The 25,352-nt window shown below is 70.5% G+C and carries 20 protein-coding genes; 12 read left to right on the forward strand and 8 right to left on the reverse strand.

Annotated features, from left to right (window positions below):
- Positions 1 to 22 precede the first annotated feature (22 nt).
- Positions 23 to 2,080, forward strand: coding sequence for an NAD(+) synthase (locus tag M1D46_RS16305; protein WP_455970215.1), 2,058 nt, complete (start codon positions 23 to 25; stop codon positions 2,078 to 2,080).
- On the opposite strand, the gene M1D46_RS16310 is transcribed toward M1D46_RS16305, so the two are convergent.
- Positions 2,081 to 2,635 carry a hypothetical protein gene (locus M1D46_RS16310; RefSeq protein WP_271174397.1) on the reverse strand — a complete coding sequence of 185 codons (555 nt, stop codon included), beginning with the start codon at positions 2,633 to 2,635 and terminating at the stop codon, positions 2,081 to 2,083.
- 89 nt (positions 2,636 to 2,724) lie between these two features.
- On the opposite strand from M1D46_RS16310, the gene M1D46_RS16315 reads away from it, so the two are divergent.
- Complete coding sequence (locus M1D46_RS16315) at positions 2,725 to 4,179, forward strand: lipase maturation factor family protein (protein ID WP_456286107.1); 1,455 nt, start codon at positions 2,725 to 2,727, stop codon at positions 4,177 to 4,179.
- Positions 4,180 to 4,186: 7 nt separating this feature from the next.
- On the opposite strand, the gene M1D46_RS16320 is transcribed toward M1D46_RS16315, so the two are convergent.
- Positions 4,187 to 5,095 (reverse strand): LysR family transcriptional regulator, encoded by a 909-nt coding sequence (locus M1D46_RS16320; protein ID WP_456286108.1) that lies wholly within the window; start codon positions 5,093 to 5,095, stop codon positions 4,187 to 4,189.
- Positions 5,096 to 5,165: 70 nt separating this feature from the next.
- Between M1D46_RS16320 and M1D46_RS16325 the strand changes: the two genes are divergently transcribed.
- Entirely contained in the window at positions 5,166 to 6,353 is a 1,188-nt protein-coding gene (locus M1D46_RS16325) for an MFS transporter (RefSeq protein ID WP_456286109.1), read from the forward strand.
- Between the two features lie 3 nt (positions 6,354 to 6,356).
- On the opposite strand, the gene M1D46_RS16330 is transcribed toward M1D46_RS16325, so the two are convergent.
- Complete coding sequence (locus tag M1D46_RS16330; RefSeq protein ID WP_271174393.1) at positions 6,357 to 6,962, reverse strand: nucleoside deaminase; 606 nt, start codon at positions 6,960 to 6,962, stop codon at positions 6,357 to 6,359.
- Positions 6,963 to 7,160: 198 nt separating this feature from the next.
- On the opposite strand from M1D46_RS16330, the gene M1D46_RS16335 reads away from it, so the two are divergent.
- From M1D46_RS16335 to M1D46_RS16360, 6 genes are read left to right on the forward strand one after another with little or no spacing between them, the layout of a single operon-like run.
- Positions 7,161 to 10,067 carry a glycoside hydrolase family 3 C-terminal domain-containing protein gene (locus tag M1D46_RS16335; RefSeq protein ID WP_456286110.1) on the forward strand — a complete coding sequence of 969 codons (2,907 nt, stop codon included), beginning with the start codon at positions 7,161 to 7,163 and terminating at the stop codon, positions 10,065 to 10,067.
- A gap of 60 nt (positions 10,068 to 10,127) precedes the next feature.
- The gene (locus M1D46_RS16340) at positions 10,128 to 12,587 is read left to right on the forward strand and encodes a glycoside hydrolase family 3 C-terminal domain-containing protein (protein WP_456286111.1); all 2,460 of its coding nucleotides are present in this window, start codon (positions 10,128 to 10,130) and stop codon (positions 12,585 to 12,587) included.
- Positions 12,584 to 13,207 (forward strand): hypothetical protein, encoded by a 624-nt coding sequence (locus tag M1D46_RS16345; RefSeq protein ID WP_456286112.1) that lies wholly within the window; start codon positions 12,584 to 12,586, stop codon positions 13,205 to 13,207. The genes M1D46_RS16340 and M1D46_RS16345 overlap by 4 nt, the downstream gene beginning before the upstream one ends.
- Before the next feature lie 4 nt (positions 13,208 to 13,211).
- Positions 13,212 to 14,237, forward strand: coding sequence for a glycosyltransferase family 2 protein (locus M1D46_RS16350; RefSeq protein WP_324013945.1), 1,026 nt, complete (start codon positions 13,212 to 13,214; stop codon positions 14,235 to 14,237).
- Between the two features lie 18 nt (positions 14,238 to 14,255).
- The gene (locus M1D46_RS16355) at positions 14,256 to 14,978 is read left to right on the forward strand and encodes a LytR/AlgR family response regulator transcription factor (protein WP_456286113.1); all 723 of its coding nucleotides are present in this window, start codon (positions 14,256 to 14,258) and stop codon (positions 14,976 to 14,978) included.
- Complete coding sequence (locus M1D46_RS16360; RefSeq protein WP_456286114.1) at positions 14,975 to 16,279, forward strand: GHKL domain-containing protein; 1,305 nt, start codon at positions 14,975 to 14,977, stop codon at positions 16,277 to 16,279. The genes M1D46_RS16355 and M1D46_RS16360 overlap by 4 nt, the downstream gene beginning before the upstream one ends.
- A 21-nt stretch (positions 16,280 to 16,300) precedes the next feature.
- Here M1D46_RS16360 and M1D46_RS16365 read toward each other — a convergent pair whose 3' ends face one another.
- Both M1D46_RS16365 and M1D46_RS16370 read right to left on the reverse strand, forming a co-directional pair.
- Positions 16,301 to 16,480, reverse strand: coding sequence for a hypothetical protein (locus M1D46_RS16365; RefSeq protein WP_324013943.1), 180 nt, complete (start codon positions 16,478 to 16,480; stop codon positions 16,301 to 16,303).
- 23 nt (positions 16,481 to 16,503) lie between these two features.
- Entirely contained in the window at positions 16,504 to 17,859 is a 1,356-nt protein-coding gene (locus M1D46_RS16370; protein ID WP_456286115.1) for a DUF222 domain-containing protein, read from the reverse strand.
- 202 nt (positions 17,860 to 18,061) lie between these two features.
- On the opposite strand from M1D46_RS16370, the gene M1D46_RS16375 reads away from it, so the two are divergent.
- Positions 18,062 to 18,988, forward strand: a complete 927-nt coding sequence (locus M1D46_RS16375; protein ID WP_421076073.1) for an aldo/keto reductase — start codon at positions 18,062 to 18,064, stop codon at positions 18,986 to 18,988.
- A gap of 42 nt (positions 18,989 to 19,030) precedes the next feature.
- Positions 19,031 to 19,807, forward strand: coding sequence for a hypothetical protein (locus M1D46_RS16380; RefSeq protein ID WP_456286116.1), 777 nt, complete (start codon positions 19,031 to 19,033; stop codon positions 19,805 to 19,807).
- Here M1D46_RS16380 and M1D46_RS16385 read toward each other — a convergent pair.
- Positions 19,788 to 22,853, reverse strand: coding sequence for an AAA family ATPase (locus M1D46_RS16385; protein WP_456286117.1), 3,066 nt, complete (start codon positions 22,851 to 22,853; stop codon positions 19,788 to 19,790). The two genes, M1D46_RS16380 and M1D46_RS16385, sit on opposite strands and share 20 nt — an antisense overlap.
- Positions 22,850 to 24,007, reverse strand: coding sequence for an exonuclease SbcCD subunit D (locus M1D46_RS16390; protein WP_456286118.1), 1,158 nt, complete (start codon positions 24,005 to 24,007; stop codon positions 22,850 to 22,852). The genes M1D46_RS16385 and M1D46_RS16390 overlap by 4 nt, the downstream gene beginning before the upstream one ends.
- Before the next feature lie 97 nt (positions 24,008 to 24,104).
- Between M1D46_RS16390 and M1D46_RS16395 the strand changes: the two genes are divergently transcribed.
- Positions 24,105 to 24,518, forward strand: a complete 414-nt coding sequence (locus M1D46_RS16395; protein ID WP_456286119.1) for a (deoxy)nucleoside triphosphate pyrophosphohydrolase — start codon at positions 24,105 to 24,107, stop codon at positions 24,516 to 24,518.
- Here the strand turns inward: M1D46_RS16395 and M1D46_RS16400 are convergent.
- The gene (locus M1D46_RS16400; RefSeq protein ID WP_456286120.1) at positions 24,492 to 25,289 is read right to left on the reverse strand and encodes an HNH endonuclease; all 798 of its coding nucleotides are present in this window, start codon (positions 25,287 to 25,289) and stop codon (positions 24,492 to 24,494) included. The genes M1D46_RS16395 and M1D46_RS16400 overlap by 27 nt on opposite strands.
- Positions 25,290 to 25,352: the final 63 nt, after the last annotated feature.

The raw sequence follows: 25,352 nt of genomic DNA on the forward strand, positions 1-25,352 counted from the left end.
CTCCGGTGACAGACTGGACGACGTGAGCGACTTCGACTTCGGCAGCGCATACGGCCACGGCTTCGCCCGCATCGCGGCGGCGACCATCCCGCTCGCGGTCGCGGACCCGGCCGCGAACGCACAGGCGGTCATCGAGACCGCCCGCGAGCTGAGCGACGACGCCGTCGCGGTCGCGGTGTACCCCGAGCTGTGCCTCTCGGGCTACGCGATCGACGACCTCGTGCTGCAGGACCCGCTCCTCGACGCGGTCGACGACGCGATCGCGACGATCGTCGCGGCCTCGGCCGACCTCTTCCCCGTGCTCGTCGTGGGCGCGCCCCTCCAGCGCGGCAGCCGCGTCTTCAACACGGCCGTCGTCATCCACCGCGGCGAGATCCTCGGCGTCGCGCCGAAGTCGTATCTGCCGACCTACCGCGAGTTCTACGAGCGCCGCTGGTACGCCCCGGGCGACGACCAGCGCGGCACGATCGCGGTCGCGGGTCGCGAGGTGCCGTTCGGCCCCGACCTCCTCTTCGAGGCGGCGGACGTGCCCGGCCTCGTCGTGCACGTCGAGGTGTGCGAGGACATGTGGGTGCCCGTTCCGCCCTCGTCGCTCGCGGCGCTCGCGGGCGCCACCGTGCTCCTCAATCTCTCCGGCAGCCCGATCACGATCGCGCGCGCCGACGATCGCCACCTGCTCTGCAAGTCGGCCTCTGCCCGATGCATCGCGGCGTACGCGTACGCCGCGGCCGGGCAGGGCGAGTCGACCAACGACGTCTCGTGGGACGGGCAGACGATGGTCTACGAGGTCGGCACCCTCCTCGCCGAGACCGAGCGCTTCCCGGATGGCGCGCGCCACTCCGTCGCGGACGTCGACCTCGACCGCATCCGGCAGGACCGCCTGCGCCAGGGCACATTCGACGACAACCGGCGCACCTTCGCCGAGCAGACGCGCTTCCGGACCGTCCGCTTCGAGGTGGATCCGCCGCGCGGCGACGTCGGCCTGCGGCGAGCGCTCGACCGGTTCCCCTTCGTGCCCGACGACCCCGCTCGTCTCGCGCAGGACTGCTACGAGGCGTTCAACATCCAGGTGTCGGGGCTCGTGCAGCGCCTGTCGGCGATCGGCAGCCCGAAGCCCGTCATCGGCGTGAGCGGCGGTCTCGACTCGACGCACGCGCTGCTCGTCATCGCCCGCGCGATGGACCGGATGGGCCGCCCGCGCAGCGACATCCTCGCCTACACGATGCCGGGGTTCGCGACGAGCGAGCACACGAAGTCGAACGCGATCGCCCTCGCGGAGTCGGTCGGCGCGACCATCGAGACCATCGACATCCGCCCGGCCGCGACCGAGATGCTCACGCGCATGGGCCATCCGTTCGGCCAGGGCGAGCCGGTCTACGACGTGACGTTCGAGAACGTGCAGGCGGGCCTGCGGACCGACTACCTCTTCCGGCTCGCGAACCACCATGGCGGCATCGTCGTCGGCACGGGCGACCTGTCCGAGATCGCCCTCGGCTGGGCGACCTACGGCGTGGGCGACCAGATGAGCCACTACTCGGTCAACCCCGGCGTCCCGAAGACCCTCATGCAGCACCTCATCCGCTGGGTCATCGCACACGGCGAGGGCGTGTCGGAGGCGGAGCGGAAGGTGCTGCAGTCGGTGCTCGACACCGAGATCAGCCCCGAGCTCGTGCCGGCCGGCCAGGACGGCAAGGTGCAGTCGACCGAGAGCACGATCGGTCCGTACGCCCTCCACGACTTCACGCTGTTCCACATCCTGCGCTACGGCATGCGGCCGTCGAAGATCGCCTTCCTCGCCGAGCGGGCGTGGAGCGACGCCGAGGCGGGCGCGTGGCCCCCCGGGTTCCCCGCGGAGGATCACTACGCCTACGACCTCGCGACCATCGTGAAGTGGGAGCAGGTCTTCCTCAAGCGCTTCTTCGGGTTCTCGCAGTTCAAGCGGTCGGCCATCCCGAATGGGCCGAAGGTGTCGCCCGCCGGCTCGCTCTCGCCACGCGGAGACTGGCGTGCGCCGTCCGACGGGAACGCGAGGGCCTGGCTCGCCGAGCTCAAGGCCGCGCTGCCCGACCTCGTCGAGTAGTCACTCGGGGTCGCGGTCGCGCAGGCCGACGCGATCCGGGATCTGCATCGCGAGGCCCGGGAGCCATGTCGCGGGATCCGGCCACGGGCGCGACGTCGGCAGGCTGCGGAGCATCCGCGCCGCCTGCTCGCGGCGCTCGGCCTCGGGCGCGTGCACGGGCACGATGCGCCGCGGCGCCCGGTGGCCGAGCGCGCCGCACCACCAGTGCCGCCAGATCTCGGGGGCCTCGTCGGGTTCGAGCACGAGGTAGTAGTCGGGCATGAGCGCGTCGCCGCGCTCGAACTGGCGGAGCGTGTCGCCGATCTCCGCCTCGAGCACGCCGAGGGTCGCGCGCTCCTCGAAGAGCTCGATCCACGCGGAGGCCACGTGCTCGAGCGGGTCGGCGTCGTGCACCACCCAGGGGGTGCCGGACGCCGAGATGCGATGCGCCGCGAGAGACGGCTCGGAACCGCGCAGCGAGAGCGCGGAGACGCCGTCGAGCGCATCGACGGAGGCGAGCACGTCGTCGGCACCGGGGCCGACGACGGCGACGATGGTTCCGGTCGTACCTTCCATGCCTCAATATATGCCGGGATCCGGATGCGAGGCCAGACCCCTCCGTCAACCCCGTGAGAGGCCGGGCGCGACGGTCGTATCGTGGCGGCATGGACGGCTTCGCGGCGGTCGACTTCGCGTTCGCGCGCGAGGTGCTCCAGCGCGGCATCGCGGCGCTGTACCTCGTCGCGTTCCTCTCGACGCTCAACCAGTTCCGCGCGCTCCTCGGCGAGCACGGCCTGCTCCCGGCGCCCGAGCTGCTCGCGTGGGCGCGCTCCTCCGACCGTGCCGCCCGGGCGCTGCGGCCCACTCTGTTCCGATGGATCCGGTACACGGATCGCCGTCTCGTCGCGCTCTGCATCGGCGGGATGGCCGTCAGCACGCTGATCGCGGCCGGCCTCCCCCAGCTCGGTCCGCCCTGGCTGCCGATGCTGTGCTTCCTCGCGATCTGGTTCGGCTACATGTCGATCGTCTCGATCGGGCAGACCTTCTACGGCTTCGGATGGGAGATGCTGCTCCTCGAGTCGGGCTTCCTCGCCGCGTTCCTCGGCTCGCACGACCAGCCGCCCGCGACGGCGATCATCGTCCTGTTCTGGTGGCTGCTGTTCCGGCTCGAGTTCGGCGCCGGCATGATCAAGATCCGCAGCGGGCGCGAGTGGCGAGACCTCACGGCGCTGACCTACCACCACGAAACGCAGCCGATGCCGGGGCCCCTGAGCCGCCAGGCGCATCTGCTGCCGCGCTGGTTCCACAGGCTCGAGGTCGTGGGCAATCACATCGCGCAGCTCGCCGTGCCCTGGCTCGTGTTCGCGCCGCTCCTCGGGCTGTGGCTGCCCGACGCGATCCCGCTCCTCATCGGCGCGTGCGCGGCGGTCGTGATCATCGCGACGCAGCTCTGGCTCGTCCTCACGGGCAACTTCGCATGGCTGAACGCGGCGACGATCGTCCTCGCTTTCTCGGCTGTGGGCATCCCCGCGGGCGACGAGCGCGACGAGCTCCCCCTGCCCTGGCTCGTGGTCACCTCGGCCGTCGCGGTGCTCTGCGTCGTGCTGAGCGGGCAGCCGCTGCGCAACCTCTTCGCGCATCGGCAGCTCATGAACGCGAGCTTCAACCGCTGGAACCTCGCCAACGCGTACGGCGCCTTCGGCACGGTCACGAAGGAGCGCATCGAGTTCGTCGTCGAGGGCACGCTCGACGCGAATCCCGAGCACGCGCAGTGGCACGAGTACGGCTTCCGCGGGAAACCCGGCGACGTGCGTCGCAGGCCCCCTCAGGTCGCTCCGTACCATCTGCGGCTCGACTGGCTGATGTGGTTCCTCCCGCTCGGCCACCGCATCGACGACTGGTTCCTCGTGTTCCTCGTGCGGCTGCTCGAAGCCGACCGTCCGACCCTCCGGCTCCTCGCGCGCGACCCGTTCCACGGCCAGCCACCCCGCTTCGTCCGCGTCGTGACCTACCGCTACCGCTTCGCCTCGCGCGCCGAGAAGCGCGAGAGCGGAGACGTCTGGGTGCGCGACCGGCGCAGGACGCTCGTGCAGCCCGTGTCGCTGCACGACGTCGCGTGACGCCTGATCAGCCCTCCGCCCAGATCCGCCGCTCCTGCGCGACGCGGACGACCGCGTCGCGCACGAGCAGCACCGCAGGGCGCGACTCCCCCGCGGCCGTCACCGCGCACATCCGCCGCGACGCGAGGCGGCTGCGGATCGGCACGGACACGCAGCCCGCGGGCACGACCGGCTGCTCGGGCACGACCGCGAGGCCGAGCCCGGCCGTCACGAGACCGCGCACCGTGATGAGATCCTCGCCCTCGAAGGCGATGCGGGGCGTCCGCTCGCTGCGCGCGAAGAGGGCGTCGAGCGAGTCCCGCAGCCCGAAGCCGCGCGCGAGGGTGACGATCGGCCACTCCGCGATCTCGGGCACCGAGACCGACGCGCGCCGCGCGAGCGGATGGTCGTCGGGCACGAGCGCGACGAGCGGCTGCTCGAACAGGGGCACGACCTCGATGTCGCCGCCGATCGCCGGAGTGTCGACGACGAGGGCCATGGCGACGCGACCCGCGTGCAGCTGCTCGATGAGGAGCGAGCGCGCGCCCTGGTGCAGCTCGAAGCGCAGATCCGGGCGGTCGCGGCGCACGGTGCTCACGACCTCGGGGATGAAGCGCTCCCCGAGCGAGGTCTGGAAGGCGAGCGACACCGTCGACGAGGCCGCGCCCGTGACGGCGCCGACGCCGTCCTCGATGAGCTCGATCGCACGTCGGAACGCAGGCAGGAGCGTGCGCGCGGCGGCGGTCAGGCGGATGCCGCGGCCCTCCCTCTCGACGAGCGCGACGCCGAGGCGCTGCTCGAGGGTGCGGATGGCGCGGCTCACGTTGGGCTGCGGCATACCGAGGCGCTCGGCGGCCGCCGTGACGTGCTCGGTGTCGCCGAGCGCGACGAGCACCGGCACGAGCGGGAGGACGCCGCGGATCCGATCCGGTTCCATGCCCTCATGGTATGCATCAAGCCGATCCGGTATTGGATCCGCATGTATCGGGCGAGCTAGCGTCGAGGTCATGACGGCGACCGCCTCCCTCCCGACCGCGAGGGAGTCGGCCGTGCCGAGGTCGCGGCGCCTCTCGATCGCGATGTGGTGCGCGGGCATCGCGAGCTTCGCGCTCCTCCACGCCCCGCAGGGGCTGCTCACGTTCGTCGCCGCCGACCTCGGCCGCTCAGCCGCCGCCGTGGCCTGGATCATCTCCGGCGCGACGCTCGGCCTCGCCCTCTCGCTTCCGCTGTGGGCGGTGCTCGCGGCACGGCGCGGGGTGGCGTGGTCGATGCGCGTCTCGGCGACGACGTCGGCGCTCATCGCGCTGCTCCTCCCGCTCGCGCCCACCCTCGAGCTCCTCGTGGCGGGGCGGTTCCTGCAGGGCGCGGCGCTGGGCGGGATCCCGGCGCTGGCCGTCGCCCTCGTGCACGAGGTGATCTCGGGGCGCCGCGCCGCGGTCGTGGCGGGCGGCTACATCGCGGCGGCCTCGATCGGCGGGCTGTCCGGGCGGCTCGTCGCGCCGCTCCTCGCCGAGATCGGCGGATGGCGCCTCGGCCTGCTCCTCCTCGATCTCGTCGGCGCCGCGATCACGATCACGATGGCCGTCCTGCTGCCGCGCACGGCGCCATCCGGAGCCCCCGCCGGGCGCACGCTCCGGGTGTTCCTGCGGCAGCTGCGCGATGCGCGCCTGCGCGCGCTGTTCCTCATGGGCGGCATGCTGCTCGGGGCGATGATCGGCATGTACAACGCGATCACGTTCCGCCTCGAGGCCCCGCCCTATGCCCTGCCGGCTGCGGTCGTCTCCTTCGTGTTCCTCGCCTATCTCGGCGGGACGGCCGCCGCGCAGCTCTCCGGGCGCCTCTCGCTCCGCTTCGGCCTGCGCACGCCCCTGCTCGCGGGATGCGCGCTCATGCTCGCGGGCGCCCTGCTCACGGGCACGACCCCGCTGCCGCTCGTGATCGCGGGCGTCGTGCTGCTCACGACCGGGATGTTCCTCGCGCACTCCGTCGCGAGCTCGGCCGTGGCGGGCTTCGCGGGCGCCGACCGCGCGAGCGCGGGGTCGATGTACAACGTCTTCTACTACGGCGGGTCGAGCCTGTTCGGATGGCTCTGCAGCGCCGCGTGGACGGCGGCCGGATGGCCCGCGGTCGTCATCGTCCTGGGCGCGCTCGCGATCGCGGCGGGCGGATGCGCGCTCGCGGCCACGCGGCGCTGACGATCAGCCGCGCGCGTTGTAGACCGTGATCGCGCCGGCGTCGACCGCCGCACGGTACGCGCGGAAGACCGCGACCGCGTCGTCCTTCGCGACGCCATCGATCACGGCGATGCCGCGGGCCTCGAAGGCCTCCGCCCAGTCGGCGACCATCGGGCCCTCGTCGAACGTCGTGATCTCCTCGCACTCCGGCCCCGATCCGGCGATCGCGAGGGTCGTGATGCCCGACCACATCGCCGCGCCGTAGCACTGCACGCACGGGCGCCAGTTCACGACGAGCTCGTGCCGCGGCTGGTCGGATGCGCCGAGGTCCCACGAGCCGACCCGCGCCTGGGCCATCCCGAGCGCCGTCACCTCGGCGTGCCCCGACGTGATGCCCGTGGACAGCACGACGTTCACGCCGACCGACACGATCCGGCCCGTGTCGGCCTCGGCGACGAGGGCCGCGAACGGGCCGCCGTTGCCCTCGCGCCAGTTGCGGTCGGCGAGCCGGTTGACGAGGGCCATGCGCTCCTCGAGGGTCGGGATGACGTCGGGCACGTCGGCGAGCTCCTCCGCGATCCAGGCGGGAAGGGAGATCGTGTACGAGGTGGCGAGGGGTGGGAACTCCATGACGCCAGCATGCTCCACGCATGTGTCGGCCGTGTGACGGACCGCGGGCGGCCGACAGTTCATCCGCCGGAAACGACAGATTGTGCGGCAGCGCCCATGCAGGTGCATGAACATCGGTGGAATGGGTGGCGGCGTCTGCGCACCGAGGCGGGACGCCGGCCTCCGCCGAGGGAGGCCCGCATCAAGAGGAGAGAACACGTGGGTTCAACGAAGGCCAAGGCGCCGATGTCGAACAGGAGGTTCCTCGCGATCTGGATCCCGATCGTCGCGTTCGTGGCCGTCCTGGCCGTCGGCGCGAACATCGCGATCGGGATGTTCCGCGGGGCGATCGAATCGTTCATGGGCACCGGCACGTACGTCGTCAGCAACACCGCCGAGGGCGCTGAGCTCGACACGACCTACTACGAGAGCGATCACGCGACGCAGGAGGACGCCAAGGCGGCGTCGGCCGAGCTCGTCGAGGACATCGCCGACGAGGGCATGACGCTCCTCAAGAACAACGGCGCGCTGCCGCTCGAGACGGGCGCCGTGACGCTCCTCGGGCGTGGCGCCGCCGACCCCGTGTACGGCGGCTCCGGATCGGGAACCGCCGACACGCGCACGGCCGTGAACATCCGCCAGGGCATCGAGAACGCCGGCTTCACGGTCAACGACACGGTCTTCGACGAGCTCGCGGCCTTCGCCGAGGCGAACCCCGCAGCGGAGGGCGGCCGGACGAACATCGTCATGGACAAGCCCGAGGAGTCGAACTACAACATCGGCGAGATGCCGGTCGACGAGTACTCGCAGGACGCGCTCGACAGCTTCGCGGAGTACGGCGACGCGGCGATCGTCGTCATCGGACGCGCCGGCGGCGAGGGCGGAGACCTCGCCACCGACATGACCCCCTGGGACGAGACCGCCGAGCCGGGGCAGCACCAGCTCGAGCTCGACCAGGACGAGAAGGACCTCGTCGCCCTCGCCGAGGAGAACTTCGAGACCGTCGTGGTCGTCGTCAACGCGTCGACGTCGATGGAGCTCGGCATCCTCGAGGACGACCCCGCAGTCGACGGCATCGTGTTCGCCGGCTCGCCGGGTGTCTCGGGCTTCAACGCCCTCGGCAGCATCCTGAGCGGCGCGGTCAACCCGTCTGGTCACACCGTCGACGTCTTCTCGGCCGACTTCACGGCCGACCCGACGTTCGTCAACTTCGGCGACTTCGCCTACTCGAACCTCGAGGACGCGTACTTCGTGGACTACGAGGAGGGCATCTACAGCGGGTACCGCTACTACGAGACCGCCGCGGTCGAGGGCTTCATCGACTACGACGAGGCCGTCGTCTACCCGTTCGGCTACGGGCTGAGCTACACGACCTTCGACTGGAGCGTCGCGGACGCGCGCCTGGGCGAGGTCGACGGCGAGATCTCGATCGACGTCGACGTGACGAACACGGGCGACGTCGCCGGCAAGGACGTCGTCCAGCTCTACTACACCGCTCCCTACACCCCGGGCGGCATCGAGAAGGCCCACGTGGTGCTCGGCGACTTCGCGAAGACGGGGCTCCTCGAGCCCGGCGCGACGGAGACCGTCACGCTGACGCTCGCTGTCGAGGACATGGCCTCGTACGACGCGGCAGATGCCGCGGCCTACGTGCTCGAGCAGGGCGACTACGAGCTGAAGCTGCAGACCGACTCGCACAGCCTCAAGGACGGCATCGAGCCGCTCGTCTACACGGTCGACGAGACCGTCGTCTACACGGACGGACGCGCGAGCGACGAGGTCCCCGCGACCAACCGCTTCGACGACGTCACGGCCGCCTTCGAGGACGGCACCCGCACGGCGTTCTCGCGCGCGGATTTCGCCGGCACGTTCCCGACCGCTCCCGAGGGCGCCGACCTCGAGGCGAGCGAGGCGACGATCGCCGCGTACGAGCCGTTCGACGCCGCAGCCGCCGCGTCCGACGCCGAGGGCGCCGAGGCTCCGACGTGGAACGCCGGCAACGACCTGTCCCTCGTCGATCTGCGCGGCCTGCCGTACGACGACCCCACGTGGGAGGAGCTCCTCGACCAGCTCGACCCCGACGAGGTGCTCACGCTCCTCACGTCGGGCGCGTACAACACGGCCGGGCTGCCGGAGATCGGCAAGATCCGCACGAACGACCTCGACGGCCCCGCGGGCTTCTCGTCGTTCATCAACCCCGACCTCTGGACCGGGACCGCGTTCCCCTCGGAGTACCTCATCGGGCAGACGTGGAGCCGCGACCTCGCGAACGCCATGGGCGTGGCCGTGGGCAACGAGGCGCTGCACATGGGCGCGAACGGCTGGTACGCCCCCGCGGTGAACCTACACCGCTCGCCCTTCGCCGGCCGCAACTTCGAGTACTACTCGGAGGACCCTGTGCTCTCGGGCGCCCTCGCGACCCAGGTCGTCGACGGCGCGCTGACGAAGGGCGTGTACTCGTTCACGAAGCACTTCGCCATGAACGACCAGGAGACCAACCGCGTGAACGGCGGCGGGCTCTCGACCTGGGCGACCGAGCAGACCATCCGCGAGCTGTACCTCAAGCCGTTCGAGATGGTCGTGAAGGACGCGCGCGGCGAGGTCGAGTACTACGACGCGGATGGCGAGCTGCAGACGAGCGAGATCGGCTCGACCGCGATCATGAGCTCCTTCAACCGCATCGGCGCGACGTGGGCCGGCGGCTCGTCCGCGCTCATGCACGACGTCCTGCGCGAGGAGTGGGGCTTCCGCGGCTTCGCGATCACCGACTTCAACCTGTACGACTTCATGTACCCCGACCAGGCGTGGAACGCCAGGGGAACGGATCACATGCTGACGTTCGAGGGCTCGAAGACGATCGCGGACTCGACGAGCGCGGCCGCGCAGGACAACCTGCGGTACGCCATCCACAACGTGCTCTACACCGTGGCGAACTCCAACGCGGTGAACGGCATGGCCTCGGGTGCGACGCTCACGTACCAGCTGGCGGGCTGGGAGATCGGCGTCATCGTCGGGACGATCCTGCTCGCGCTGCTCGTCGTGGCCGGCGTGGTCTGGATGGTCGTGCGCGTGCGCCGTCACCGCGCTCGCCCGACCGTCGCCCCGGCCGACGCGGCGACGTACTGACCCAGCCATGAACCGGGGCCGGGAGGGCGACCTCCCGGCCCCGCACAGGAAGACCTCATCGTGAACGACACACCGGCGCTCCTCGCCCAGCTCACCCTCCTCGAGAAGGCCGCCCTGCTGAGCGGTCAGAACACCTGGCAGACGCGCGCGATCGCGCGTCTCGGCATCCCCGCGATCTGGATGTCGGATGGCCCGCACGGTGTGCGCAAGCAGGTCGGCTCCGCGGACCACCTCGGTCTCAACGCCTCCGAGCCGGCGACCTGCTTCCCGACCGCGGCCACGATCGCCAACAGCTGGGACGAGGAGCTCGCCGCCGAGATCGGCCGAGCGCTCGGTGCGGAGGCGTCCGCCCAGGGCGTGCACGTGCTGCTTGGGCCGGGTCTCAACATCAAGCGCAGCCCGCTCGGCGGGCGCAGCTTCGAGTACTTCTCCGAGGACCCCGAGCTCGCGGGGTGCCTCGCCGCCGCGTACGTGCGCGGCATCCAGGAGCAGGGTGTCGCCGCGACGCCCAAGCACTTCGCCGTCAACAGCCAGGAGCTGCGCCGGATGGTGAGCGACTCGGTCGTCGACGAGCGGACCCTGCGCGAGATCTACCTGACCGCGTTCGAGATCGTCGTCGAGGACGCGGCGCCGTGGGCGATCATGTCGTCGTACAACCTCGTGAACGGCGCCTACGCGCACGAGAACGCGCATCTTCTCGCCGAGATCCTCCGCGAGGAGTGGGGCTTCGACGGCGCGGTCGTCTCCGACTGGGGTGGCGGCAACGACGCCGTCGCCGCCGTGCGCGCGGGCGGCTCGATCGAGATGCCCTCGCCCGGGTTCGACTCGGCCCGTCAGATCGTCGCCGCCGTCGAGCGCGGCGAGCTCGCCGAGGCGGACCTCGATGCGCGGGTCGCCGAGATCCTCGACCTCGTGCGGCGCGTCACGACGCGGACGACGCGCGCCCGATCGCGCTTCGACGCCGACGCGCACCACGCCCTCGCCCGACGCGCGGCGGCCGAGTCGGCCGTCCTCCTGCGCAATGAGGGCGGGCTCCTCCCCCTCTCGTCCGGCACGCGCGTCGCCCTCATCGGCGACTTCGCCGAGACCCCGCGCTACCAGGGCGCAGGATCGTCGGCGGTCAACGCCACCCGCGTGACGAACCTGCGGGATGCGCTCGCCGACAGCGACCTCGAGGTGCTCTCGTTCTCGCCGGGGTTCCGCCGGGACGGCCGCCCCGACGCCGCGCTCCTCGCAGGCGCCGTCGCCGCGGCGCGCGAGGCCGAGGTCGCGGTCCTCGCGCTCGGCCTCCCCGAGATCTCCGAGTCGGAGGGGCTCGACCGCGGCTCCCTCGCGCTGCCCACGGCGCAGGTCGACGTGCTGCGCGCTGTCGCGGCCGCGAATCCGCGCACGGTGGTCGTGCTGAGCGCGGGCGGCGTCGTCGAGACGCCGTGGGCCGATGACGCGGCGGCTCTCGTGCACGCATACCTCGGCGGACAGGCCGGTGCGGAGGGGCTCGCCGACGTGCTGACCGGAGCCGTCAACCCCGGCGGCCGCCTCGCCGAGACCGTCCCGCACCGCCTCGCCGACACGCCGACCGCCGGACGCTTCCCGAGCGTCGACCGCACCGCCGAGTACCGCGAGGGCCCCTTCGTCGGCTACCGCTACTACGAGACCGCGGGCGTCGATGTCGCGTTCCCCTTCGGATTCGGACTGAGCTACACGACGTTCGCGTACTCCGACCTGCAGGTGGGCGACGACGCGGTCTCGTTCACCGTGACGAACACGGGCGGCGTCGCAGGCGCCGACGTGGCGCAGGTCTACGTCGGCCGCCGCGGCACGGGCGGCGTCCCGCGCGCGGTGCGCGAGCTCAAGGGCTTCCGCAAGGTGCGGCTCGCGGCCGGCGAGGCCGCGCGGATCACCGTGCCGCTCGGCGCGCGCGCCTTCCGGTTCTTCGACGTCCGCACGGGCACCTGGCAGATCGAGGAGGGCGACTACCTCGTGCTGGTGGGCCCGAATGTCCGCGATCTGCCGCTTGAGGCCGTCGTCCCCGTCGGGGGCACCGTGCCCCAGCGGACGCCGGAGGCAGCACTCGCCGTCTACGCCACGGGACGCGTGCACGACGTCTCCGACGCGGACTTCACCGCGCTGCTCGGCCGCCCGCGCCCGGAGTCGGAATGGGGCGACGGCCCGCTCGGCGTGAACGATCCGATCGATCGGCTCCGCGTCGCCCGCAGCCCCCTCGCGCGCCTTGTGTTCCGGATCGTCGACGGTCGTCGGCGCAAGGCCGAGGCGTCCGGGGAGCCCGACCTCAACATCCTCTTCCTCTTCAACGGGCCGTTCCGCGTCATCTCGAAGATGAGCGGCGGGCTCGCGACGAGCCGGCTCACCGACGCGCTGCTCACCCTCGTCAACGGGCAGACGATCCGCGGTCTGGGCCGCGTCGTCGCCGCCTTCTTCCGCGGACGCCGGGAGGAGAGGCGCACCCGCGACGCCTTCCTCTCCGCCGCCGACGCACCCACCTCGAACAGGAGCGCATGATGTTCACCGCGATCAAGGACTGGTGGCGAGGCTTCCAGGACCGGCACCCCGAGCTGTCGAAGTTCCTCATGTTCTTCGTGCTCTCGAACGGCGTGACCGTGCTGCAGCTCGCGCTCATGCCGATCTTCCGCTGGGCGTTCGACAGCTTCACGGGTCTCGTCGGGGTCGACTTCCAGGTGCTCCCGGTCGGCTCGAACGTCGACGGCTCGACGTACTTCATGTTCGACTACGCGGCCGGCGCCCTCCCCGAAGGGGGCGGCGGTCTCGCCTACTTCCTGGCCGTCCAGATCACGCTGCTCATCGCGCAGGTCATCAACTTCTTCCTCCAGCGCAACATCACGTTCAAGTCGAACACCTCGCCGTGGGTCGCGGCCGGATGGTACGCGCTCGCCTACGTCGTCATCACGTTCGTCGCGGCTGCCGCGCAGGGGTTCTACAAGGCCCCGATCTACGACCTCCTCATCGGGATGTGGGGCGGCACGGGCGAGGTCGTGGCCGACGTCGCGACGATGATCATCAACTCGGCGATCTCGTTCTGGGTCTTCTACCCGATCTTCAAGCTGATCTTCCGCCAGACGCCCGACGCCGCCGTGGCCGCGCCCACCGCACAGGCAGACTAGAGCCATGCCCCTCCTCTCGATCGTGGTCCCCGCCTACAACGCGGCCGACCACCTTCACCGTGCCCTCGTCCCCCTTCTGCGGATGCGGCACGACATCGAGGTGATCGTCGTCGACGACGGATCGACCGATGCCACCGCCGAGATCGCCGACGACTACGCGCGTCGGCGCCCCGACGTGTTCCGGGCCATCCATCAGCCGAACCGGGGGCACGGCGGGGCGATCAACACCGGTCTCGCCGAGGCGCGCGGCACGTACCTCAAGGTGCTCGACGCCGACGACTGGCTCAGCATCCCCGCTCTCGAGCAGGTGCTGCAGATCCTGCGCACCCTCGAGGAGTGCGGCGGCGTCGACGCCGTGTTCACCGACTACGTGCACGACCGCGTGGGCAAGTCGAACCGCGTCTCCCGGTTCGACAGCGTCTTCCCCGCGGGGCGGGTCTTCGGATGGGGCGACACCGAGCGGTTCAGCCGTCGCCAGTACCTCATGATGCACGCGATCATCTACCGCACCGAGATGGTGCGGGCATCCGGCCTCCGGCTGCCCGAGAACACCTTCTACGTCGACAACCTCTACGTCGTCGTGCCCCTCGCGCGCGTGCGGAGCATGTACTACCTGCCGGTGAAGCTCTACCACTACGTCATCGGCCGCGAGGGGCAGTCGGTCGAGGCCGACACGATGCTGCGCCGCGTCGACCAGCAGCTGCGGGTGAACCGCCTCGCCCTGCGCGCACTCCCCTCTCCCGCCGAGGTCGCGACCGGAGAGGTGCCGGCGCCCCTGTACGCCGCGCTGCTGCACTACATCGAGGCGATCTGCGCGGTCACCTCCGCCACTCTCGCGCGAGGAGGAACGCGTGCGCACCTCGCTCAGCGCGACGCCTTCTGGCGCGAGGTCAAGGCGGAGAGCCCGTGGGTCTACACGAGGCTCCGACGGAGCTTCATGGGCGCGAGCAGCAACCTGCCCGGTCATGCCGGGCGCCGCGTGACCTCGCTCGCGTACAGCGTCGCGCGCCGGGTCGTCGGTTTCAGCTGATCCGAGGAGGGAGAGAGGATGATCCGCATCGCCGTCGTCGAGGACGACCCGGGGAGCATCGACCGTCTCCTCTCGCACCTCGACCGGTTCCAGCGCGAGCACGACGAGCGGTTCCACATCGGCGCGTTCCATGACGGCGCGGACATCCTCGACGACTACCGGCCCGACTGGGATGTCCTCCTCCTCGACATCCAGATGGAGCGCGTGGACGGCATGACCGCCGCCCGCCACATCCGCGAGGTGGACGGCGAGGTCATCATCGTGTTCGTGACGAGCTCGCCTCAGTACGCGATCAGCGGATACGAGGTCGACGCGCTCAGCTACCTCCTCAAGCCGGTGTCCTACGCGGCCTTCGAGCAGGAGATGGAGCGGTGCCTCGTCCGCCTGCGGCGGCGCGAGCGCCGTCACCTCCTCTTCTCGACCACCGACGGGGCGCGCCACCGCGTCGACGTCGCCGACATCGTCTACCTCGAGAGCGCGAAGCACAACGTGCTGATCCACACGCTCGAGACCGACCACACGGTGGTCGCGACGCTGAAGGCCATGGAGGCCGAGCTCGCGGACGAGGGCTTCCACCGGTGCAACAGCGGATACCTCGTCAATCTGCGCCACGTCACGGGCGTCGAGGGCAGCGACTGCCGGATGCGCGGCGGTGCGCGGCTGCAGATCAGCCGTCCGCGCAAGAAGGACTTCCTCGCGGCGCTCGCGAGCTACATCGGCTCGCGCGGGATCACGGCATGAGCGACGTCGTCACGAGCGAGCTCGCCGAGATCCCGCGCCTGTTCACCGCTCTCGCCGAGTGGGGCGCCTGCGTGGTGTTCATCGCGATCGTCCGCCGGCGCATGCGGTGGCTCCCCACCGTCGGCGTCGCCCTGGCCGGGCTCGCGGCTCTCGTCGGCCTGCAGCTGTGGGCAGACACCCTCCCTCTCGCGCTGTGGATCCCCGGCATGCTCGGCGCCGCGATCACGATGTTCGCGCTCCTGTTCGCGTCGCTGCGGATCACCGCGGTGACGGCGGGGTACCTGACGGCGCGGGCGTTCGTGCTCGCCGAGTTCGTCGCCTCGCTGCACTGGCAGCTCGAGCGCTTCTACCTGCCCGACGCGGAGGGCGTCGCCCGGGCGGCGTTCCTCGCCCTCGTCTACGGCGGCGTGCTCGTGCTCGCCTGGCTCGCCGAGCGCCGGCATCTCACGCGCGGAGCGGAGATCGAGGTCGGATGGCGCGAGCTCGTGAGCGCGCTGGCGATCGCCGCAGCGACCTTCGGGATCTCGAACCTCAGCTTCGCCAACGCCAACACCCCGTTCAGCAGCCGGCTTGGCCCCGAGATCTTCTACATCCGCACACTCGTGGACCTCTGCGGCTACATCGCGCTCTACGTGCAGCACGAGGTGCGCCGCGAGATGCAGACCCGTCGCGACGCGGAGGCGATGTCGCAGCTGCTCCGGAGCCAGCACGACCAGTACGAGCTCTCGCGACGCGCGATCGACGAGGTGAGCCGCAAGTACCACGACATGAAGCACCATCTCGACGCGCTGCGGGCCGAGACCGATCCGGGGCTGCGCGAGCGGATGCTCGACGACCTCGAGGAGTCCATCCGCGACTACGGGGCACAGGTGCGCACGGGCAACCGCGTGGTCGACGTGGTCCTCACCGGCAAGCGCCTGCGCGCCAACGAGGACGGAGTCGACGTCTCGTACGTGGCGGATGGCCGGCTGCTCGACTTCATGAGCCCGCTCGACGTGACGGCGGTGCTGGGGAACGCCCTCGACAACGCCATCGAGGCGACGAAGCGCATCGCGGACACCGATGAGCGCCTCGTGCGGGTCGCCCTCTTCGCGCAGGACGACTTCGTGATGCTGCGCGTCGAGAACACCTTCGACGGCATCGTGAAGCGCGCGGATGGCCGGATCGTCTCACGCAAGCGCGAGGCCGGCCACGGCTACGGTCTGCGCAACATCGAGGCGGCCGTCGAGCGGTACGGCGGCTCGCTCTCGATCAGCGCGGACGAGCGCTGGTTCTCGCTGCGCGCGCTCTTCCCGCGCTGAGCGTTCCGGGCTCGGCGGTGCTCAGTCGCGCCGCGAGCTCACGAGCGACCGCAGCACGAAGAAGACGACCACGGCCACGACGGCGACGACCGCGAGCTTGAAGATCCAGAACATCACCGAGAACAGGATGTTCACGAGCCACCACGCGATGACGACCGCGGCGATGACGCCCAGGACTGTCCAGATGGTGCTCTTGTTCATGACTCCAGCCTAGGGCCCGCCGATCAGCAGGCCACCCGGTACCGGGTCGGCCCGCCACGACGCGGCGTGCGCGTGTGGTCGAGCCAGGGCGGCGGGATGAACCACGGCACCGCGTCGACCCCGGCTCCCTCGATGCGGATATCCCATCCGTCGTCGTGGATCCGATGATGACAGGCCACGCACAGGAGGATCCCGTTGTCGAGATCGGTCCTTCCTCCCCGCGACCACCACTCGATGTGGTGCACCACAGCGTGGCCGGGCGGGGCGCCGCAGAATGCGCACCCCTCGTCGCGGATGGAGATCGCGAGCTTCTGCTTCGGCGTGAAGAGACGCTCTCTGCGTCCGAGGTCGAGGATCTCGCTCTTGCCGCCGAGCACGCACGGGATGATCTGCGCATCGACCGCCATGCGCCGCACCGCCTTGGCGGTCACGGGCTGCTCGATTCCGTCGATGGTCGCCATGCCGCCGCCCGACGCGTCGCCGTTCTGCTCATCGAGTGCCGCACGGAAGGTGTCGTAGTCCATCCGCACGACCATCGTGGCGATGGGGCGGGTCGGGATGGCGGTGCAGCCGAGAGCATGCCGAGCGACGTCGGCGAGGATGTCGATCTGCATCTGCAGCCGCGTGCGGCGATCGCGCCGCGCCTCGTCGGGCTCGTGCTCGTTCGCGCGCATCCGCTGCGTCACCATGCCGTCGAGCAGCGCGACGATCGGCGCCGCCGTCTCGGGGTCGGCGCGCCCCGTGAAGGACACCGAGCCGTCGCGCTCCGTGCGCCACGCGAGCATGCGCCGATCGCGGCGATCCTGCTCTCGGACTTCCGCGCCATCCGGATCGAGCCGCATCTCGGCATCGAGCAGCAGGCGCCGCAGCTCGTCACTCGTGAGCCCGGGGGCCTGCGCGACGAGGATCGACTCCATCTCGTCGCAGGCCGCCGTGCCGGCGCGCACGACCACCCGGTCGAGCATGCCGACGATGGCCTCCGCTGCGGCGAGGCCGAGGGCGCCGGCCCGAAGCGCCTCGGCGACATGCGGGTGCTTCGCGGGCAGCCGCTCCCCGACGAGGCTCATCCGCGGCGCGATCGCCTCGCCGACGCGCACGAGCCGAGCAGCCTCGCACGTCGTCACACCCGTCGTGGCCGAGAGCAGAGTGCCCGGCGAGGAGTACCCCTGCCTGCGCGCGAACCCGTCCTTGCCGAGCTCGCGGCGCGACTGCCGGGCGATCTCTCCCGAGGCCGCGGCGAGCGACGCATCGACGCTGCGCCGGAGGGCGCCGAGCACATCGGTCAGCGCCCTCAGCTCGTCCGGAGCGAGACCATCCACATCGAGGTCAGCGACGTCGGCACGCAGGGCCGCCAGGCTCTCGCTGAGTGCTGATGTCATCCTCGACATGACTCCATAGTAGTTCTGTTCGATTGGTCGCGCAAGAGTTTTTAGAAGTTTTCTTCGAGCTCGTTCGCACACGATTGCACGTCCCTCCCCCGCGAACGCAGCCGCAGCATCCGCTGATCTCCCCGCGATCCGCGCCCCGGCCATCCGACAGCTCATAGCCTGGAAGCCGGATCACCGAACGACTGGAGGCACCATGGCACGGATCGGCACGAGCGAGCTCGACGTCTTCCCCCTGAATCTCGGCGGAAACGTGTTCGGGTGGACGGCGGACCGCGACGAGTCGTTCCGCATCCTCGACGCCTTCGTCGAAGGAGGCGGCGACTTCATCGACACGGCCGACTCGTACAGCGCCTGGGTTCCCGGCAACAGCGGCGGCGACAGCGAGCGGATCATCGGAGCCTGGCTCGCCGATCGCAAGCCGCAGGGCGTGACCGTCGCGACCAAGGTCAGCCAGCACCCCGACTTCCGCGGCCTCTCCGCCGCCAACGTCCGCGCCGCCGCGGAGGCGTCCATCGAGCGCCTCGGCGTCGAGTCGATCGATCTCTACTACGCGCACTTCGACGACGAGTCGACGCCGCTCGAGGAGACCGTCGCGGCGTTCGGCGAGCTCGTGCAGGACGGCCTCGTTCAGTACACCGCGATCTCGAACTACACGCCCGAGCGCATCCGCGAGTGGATCCGCATCGCGCGCGAGATCGGCGCCCCTGACCCGGTCGCCGTGCAGCCCCACTACAACCTCGTCGAGCGCGGCATCGAGCAGACGATCCTCCCTCTCGCCGAGGAGTTCCACCTCGGCGTCCTGCCGTACTTCTCCCTCGCGAAGGGCTTCCTCGCGGGCAAGTACCGCTCGGCGGCCGACGCCGGCTCTCCGCGTGCGGGCGCTGCGAAGGAGTACATCTCCGAGAAGAACCTCGCGCTCATCGACGGCATCGAGCGGATCGCGCAGGCCCACGGGGTGTCGATCGCGACGATCTCGCTCGCGTGGCTTCGGTCGCGCCCCACCGTCGTCGCCCCGATCGCGTCGGCGTCGCGCGTCGACCAGGTGGCGGATCTCCTCGCCGCCGGACGCCTCGAGCTCGCGCCGGAGGAGATCGCAGAACTCGACCGCCTGTCCGCGTAGCGGCTCGCAGCGCCACCCGCGCGCGATGGCAGGATGAGCGGGATGGCTCCCGCGACCGACGACGAACTGCGACTCCTTCGCGAGCAGGCCTTCGGGCGTGGGGCGGACGGCGCGACGCGCGCCGCCGCCCTCGCCCGCCTCGCGGAACTCGACGGTGCGGCCCGGACCGCGAAGGTCGACACCGCGGGTGACGAGGGCGTCGCGGCTGCTTCCCCTTCGCTCGCGGCGGACGGTGCGGCGCGGTCCGGTGCGGCAGCGGACACGCAGAGCGCGGCATCGGAGAGCGATCCAGTGCTGTCCGCTCCCGCGGATGGCGTGTCGGGACGGCGATGGATCGAACGGCTTGCGGCGCGCATGCGCCGGCTTCCCTCGACCAGACTCCTCGCCCTCTGGGCTGCATCGCTCGTCCTCGCCGTCGCGGTCACCCTCGGGGGCATGGCCGCCGTGTCGAGCATCGACGTGCACCGCGTCGCCGTGCTGCACGTCGACCCCGACGGCGAGCTGCCGCCCGAACTCGATATGCCGGGAGATGTCACGGTCTTCGAGGAGTTCCACGGCATCAGCTTTGTGACCTACCCGCTCAGCGGTTCGGGGCGTACGGCAGGCGGTACACGGTGCATGCAGGCATCAGCTCCGCTCCCCGATGACGGAGCGCGGTACTTCTTCGGATTCGCGGCCTGTGCGTTCGGGCCATTCCCCGCGACCATCGCGACAATGATCGACGAAAGCACGCCGGCGCCGCTTCGCGACATCTTCCCCGTCGGAACCGCCCTCCAGTTCGAGCTGTCCGGAGATCAGATCATCGTCCGAGCGGACTGACGGTCTCCTGGGTCACGGTGCTCCAGCCCTGAGGCGTGCGATCGACGCGCAGCTGCGCGGGGATCTGCTCCTTCATGGCCTCGACGTGGCTGATCACGCCCACGGTGCGGCCGCCCTCGCGGAGGCCGTCGAGCGTGCGCATCGCGACCTCGAGCGTCTCGCTGTCAAGTGATCCGAAGCCCTCGTCGATGAAGAGGGTGTCGAGCGTGATCCCCCCTGCGCGGTTCGTGACGACCTCGGCGAGCCCGAGCGCGAGAGCGAGGGAGGCGAGGAACGTCTCTCCGCCCGAGAGCGACCGCGGTGACCGCGGCTGCCCCGTGAAGCGGTCGAGCACCTCGAGCCCGAGGCCGCTCGCCGCGTTGCGGTACGCGAGCGCGTCGGTGTGCTGGAGCGCGTAGCGGCCATCCGACATCTCATCGAGGCGGCGGTTGGCCGCTTCGACGATGCCCTCGAGCTCGGCAGCGAGGACGAACGTCTCGAGGTCCATCTTCTTCATGTTCCGCCCGGCGACGGCGTCGGCCAGGTCGCGGATGATCGTCGCCTCCCGCACCGCGGCGGCGATGCTCTCATGCGCCTCCTGCGCCCGGCGGAGCGCGTCCTGCAGCGCCGCAGCGAGTTGACGCATCGACGACAGGTGCGCGACAGCCGCGTGGCGGGCGTCGTCGGCCGCGGAGAGTGCGGCCTGCGCGCCGTCGACATCGATCGGCTCCTCGGGCAGCACGAGGAACTCGAGCTCCATGAGCGCGGCCTTCGTGCTGCGCAGATCGCCGTCATGGGTGCTGATCTGCTGCTCGAGCTGCTCCTGGACGGCGACGTCGCGGATGGCCGCACGCGCGCTCTCGACATCGGCGAAGCCCGCATTGCGGACGGCCCGATCGAGCGCCTCGGCCGCCTCTGTCGCGGATCGCTCGGCACGAAGCGCATCATTCTGCGCTTCGGCGTAGGCCTCTGCTGCTCCCGCACGCCGGGTCTCCGCCTCGATGCGATCGGCGACCGACTCGGCATCGCCCCTCGCTGCCGTGACCGTCGCGCGGTTCTTCTCCAGCCCGTCCTCCGCCGAGCGGATGCGCGAGGCCAGCTCGGTCTTCTCGGTCTCCACAGCGGTCCGCTCGGACCCGAGACGCTGCTCCTCCTCGGCGAGCTCGCGCTGGGCCGACTCGATGGCCTTGAGGTCCTCTGCCGCGGCCGTCGCCGCGCGGAGCTCCTCTGCCGCCGCGTCGCGTTCGGACTCGAGCTGCTCGACGCTCCGCCCGCCCGACTTCGCCTCGGCTTCGGCGAGCGCGCGCTGCGCCTCTCGACGGGTCTCGGATGCCGCGAGCTCGGTTCGGCTCGCATGCGCCTTCCGCTCCTCCGCGGCGTCGATCTCCTCAGCGGAGACATGGTCGTCGTCCCGCTCGGCTGGCGCGGGGTGGGCCGTGGACCCGCAGACCGCGCACGCGACGCCGTCCGAGAGCTCCGCCGCGAGTTCGGCGGCGTAGCCGCTGAGGCGACGCCGATGGAGCTCGGCGAGCTCGCGATCGGCGGCGTCGCGCGCACGCAGCGCCTCCTCGGCCGCCGCGGCGGCGCGCTCGTACTCGGACGCGAGTCGTGCAACCTCACGCGCAGCCTCGAGCTGCGCCGTCGCCGAGGTCAGCCGGTCCTCCGCGTGGCGGCGCTGCCCCGCGGTCTCCGTGGCAGACTTCGCCGCGGCGTCGAGTTCCCCGCGTCGACGCGGGATCTCCGCGAGGCGCACCGCGACCTCATCGGCGCGCTCCTGCGCTCGTGCGGCTTCGTCGCGCAGGGCGGCGAGGGCCTCCTCGTCGGCGACGAGACTCTGCTCGACGGCGAGAACCGGTCGCCATTCACCGATCCGCTGCTGCGCCTCCGTCGCGATCCGCTCGAGATCGGCGGGCTCGAGGCCCTCGCCCGACGCGAACTCGGACCACCGCTCCGCCGCGCCCTCGACCGCGCTCACAGCGGTCGCGACGGCGGCGAGGGCGCGTCCGGCGCCATCAAGCGCGCCGCGCACGCTCTCCGCCCGGCGCGCCGCGGTGAGCTCCGCCCGCGCGCGCTCGATGTCGTCGATGCGCGCTTCGAGCTCGTCGAGCCGGCGCCGCAGACCATCACGCTGCTCTTGCTTCTCCCGTTCGCCGCGGAGGCGGTCGCAGGTCTCGGCGGCCGCCTCGCGGCGGCGACGCGCCTCGGCCTCCGCGGCCTCCGCGATCTCCACCTCGTGGCGCGAGCGCTGCTCGGCGCGCTCGAGCTCGGCGATCCGCATGTCGTCAGAGGCGCGCCCGGCCGCAGCCTCCGTCGCCTCTCGGCCCGGGCCATCCGCTGTCGCCGCATGCGCGATCGCGCCGCCCTCGCCATCCGCCGCAGCCTCGGACGAGGACGGAAGCCGGGCCGCGATGCCGTCGGCCTGGTCGAGCACGACCGAGAGGAGCTGACGCCCCTCGGCGACTGTCGCCTCAGCCGATGCCCGCCGCTGATCGAGCTCCCTCTCGTAGTCCTCGAAGCGGCGCGAGCCGAAGAGGGTGCGGAGGAGCTTCTGGCGATCGTTGTTGTCGGCGAGCAGGAAGCGGGCGAAGCGCCCCTGCGCGAGCAGGATGACCTGGAGGAACTGCTGCTGGTTGAGTCCGACGACCTCGGCGACGAGGTTCGCGACGTCGCGGTCCTTCGCGGCGCGCCAGTCGACGGAGTCGCCGACCACCTCGCCCATCTGAGCGCGCGCGGGAGCCGTGGTCATCCCGTCGCCGCGCTTCTTCGGGCGCTCGTACTCGGGCGATCGCTCGATGCGCCAGCGGGTGCCGCCGGTCGTGAACTCGACCGCGACGCTCGTTGGGTCGTCGGGCTCGCAGTGGTCGCTGCGGAGGCGCTTCTCTCCGCCCTCGTAGCGCGGAACCGAGCCGAAGATCGCGAAGGTGATCGCGTCGAGGATGCTCGACTTGCCGGCGCCCGTGCGCCCGCCGATGAGGAAGAGGCCGTCGGCGGCGTATGCGTCGAGGTCGACGATCTGGCGCCTGCGGAAGGGGCCGAAGCCCTCGATCTCGACGCGGTGGATTCTCATGCGCGCGTCTCCGCGGCCTCGCGGGTCGAGACGACCTCGCCGATGATCTCCCGCTCGACGTCAGTCGCGCCCTCGCCGTTGCGCACGTGCGCCAGGAAGTCGTCGACGAGCTCGCGGTCGGAGCGCGCGCTCTCGACTCGCTCACGGAAGGTGCGACGCTCCTCCTTGACTCCTCCGACGGGTGCGAGCTGGATGGTGGCGCATCCGTCGAAGCGCGCGCGGAGCTTCCGCATCGGCTCGAGCGGCGGGTTCACGTCGGTCAGCACGGCGCAGACCCAGTCGCCCTCGTGCTCGCGGTAGCGCTCGTCGGACAGCAGCTCGTCGAGGGTGCCGCGCAGAGTGACCAGCCGGCGCGGGATGGGGAGGTCGAGCCATTCGATGCGCTCGACACCGTCGGCGCCGAGATCGACGATCCAGGCGCCGCGGGGCTTGTCGCCCTCACCGAAGCTGTAGTGCAGCGGCGCGCCCGAGTAGCGGACGTTCTCGGCGAGGCGCGACCGCCCGTGGATGTGACCGAGCGCGACGTAGTCGGGCCCGTCGAAGTCGACGAGCGGCACGACATCGAGCGATCCCTGCCGGATCTCGCGCTCGACGCCCGCGGTCGGTTCGACGTCGCCCGCGAAGCAATGGGACGCGACGATCGATCGCCCGCCGCGCTCGGAGCGGTCGGCGTTCACGAGGCTCATCGCGTGACGGATGGCCTGCTCCTGCGTGCGCAGGTCGACGTCTCGCCAGACGCTGCGCACGATCGCGGGCTCGAGGTAGGGAAGACCGTAGAAGTGCACGGGCCCGTGCTCGTCGTCGATCGTGACGGGGGTGCCGACCGAGCGCGGATCGGTGATGATGTGCACGCCGGCTGCGCCGAGCAGCGGCGCCTGGAAGCCCAGGCGCGCGGCCGAGTCGTGGTTGCCGCTCGTGACGACGAGCTGAGCCCCTGCCGAGCGGATGGCCCGGAGAGTATCGGTGAGCAGTTCGAACGCGGCAGCGGCGGGCGTACCGGAGTCGAAGACATCGCCCGCGACGACGACCACGTCGATCTTCCGGACACGCACCTCCTCGACAAGGGCATCGAACACGCCCCGCAGCGCATCGAGCGTCGAGAACCCGTGGAAGGTCCGCCCGATGTGCCAGTCCGAGGTGTGCAGGATCCGCATGCTTCAACGGTAAGGAGGGGGTCGGACATTGCCGCGGCGACGCGGCGGGCAGGGGTCAGGAGGGCGCAGGACCGACCGGCCGATCTAGGCTTGCCGCGTGGAAGCTTCCGTGGCCCGAGAGATCCCGGTGGTGGCTGCCGCGATCATTCGTGATGGCCACGTGCTGTGCGCGCAACGCCGACCCGGCGCCACGCTCGGCGGCATGTGGGAGTTTCCGGGCGGGAAGATCGAGCCAGGCGAGGCCCCTGCCGACGCCCTCGCGCGCGAGATTCACGAAGAGTTGTCCTGTGTTATCCGGGTGGACGAGCATGTCGTCACGACACGATATGAGTACGACTTCGGCGTGGTCGTGCTCTCTACCTACGTCTGCGAACTGCTGGACGGCTCTCCTCAAGCGTCCGAGCACTCGTCTCTGATGTGGCTACGTCCCTCGGAGCTCGACGGACTCGAGTGGGCCCCAGCCGATATCCCCGCGGCACAGGCCCTAGCTCAGACCATCGTTGGCCTTTGAGAGAAACCGTTCAAACCTGTACTCGAGGGCAAGCGGATCCGGCCAGTCCGTCCTTTTGACGGGACGGGCGATCTCACGCCCGTGAGACTTCCCGAGTATCTCTCCGAGGATCAGGTCACCCGGCTTGTTTCGGACGCGCGCGGCCACTTCCACTCTGTAGCTGGGAGTGATTGCCATTAGCAGGCCATCGAAGGCCGCATGATGAATTTTGCAGAGCGATAGACCGTTCGTTACGACCGGCTCTCCGCGTTCATGTAGGTCGGGGTAAATGTGCGCGGCCTCGAGCAGAACGGTCTCAGACAAAGCACACACCGCACACCGGTGTCGATAGGCGTTCAGCACGCGGAGGCGAAAACCCGCCTGGTGTGCGCGCTGCCAGATCTTCCGCTGCTTATAGTTTCGATATTGAGGCATCTCCGACAGAGGGTCGATGCCGTGGAACTCATCGTCCTGGACGCCCGGTAACCAGAACTGGACAACGCGTTCGTTCCAGTCGAACTGATCAAGAAACACCGGATAGTGCGCGTCATAGAGACCTTCACGGACCGGATGAAAGTAGACCAGTGGAACTCTCGCCTGGTAAGCCCTGAAGAGCTTGACGTTATCGCCCGCGTCCTTCTTCTGTAGCGAGTAGGTGACGCGTCCCTGACTGTCAATCTGGTCGCGATAGTGAAATCCCGAACGAGCTCTGATGAGCGTCTTGTAGGTGGTCAGGATACTCAGCGTGGCATCCAATTCGCTGGGATTCCGAATTCCCTTCGAGTTGTCCACCAGGGTTCCCTTCATGCCGGGGAACCGGTATGACGACAGAAGCGTCCGGCTCAGGGGGCCTCC

Source organism: Microbacterium sp. JZ70 (genome assembly GCF_053903225.1).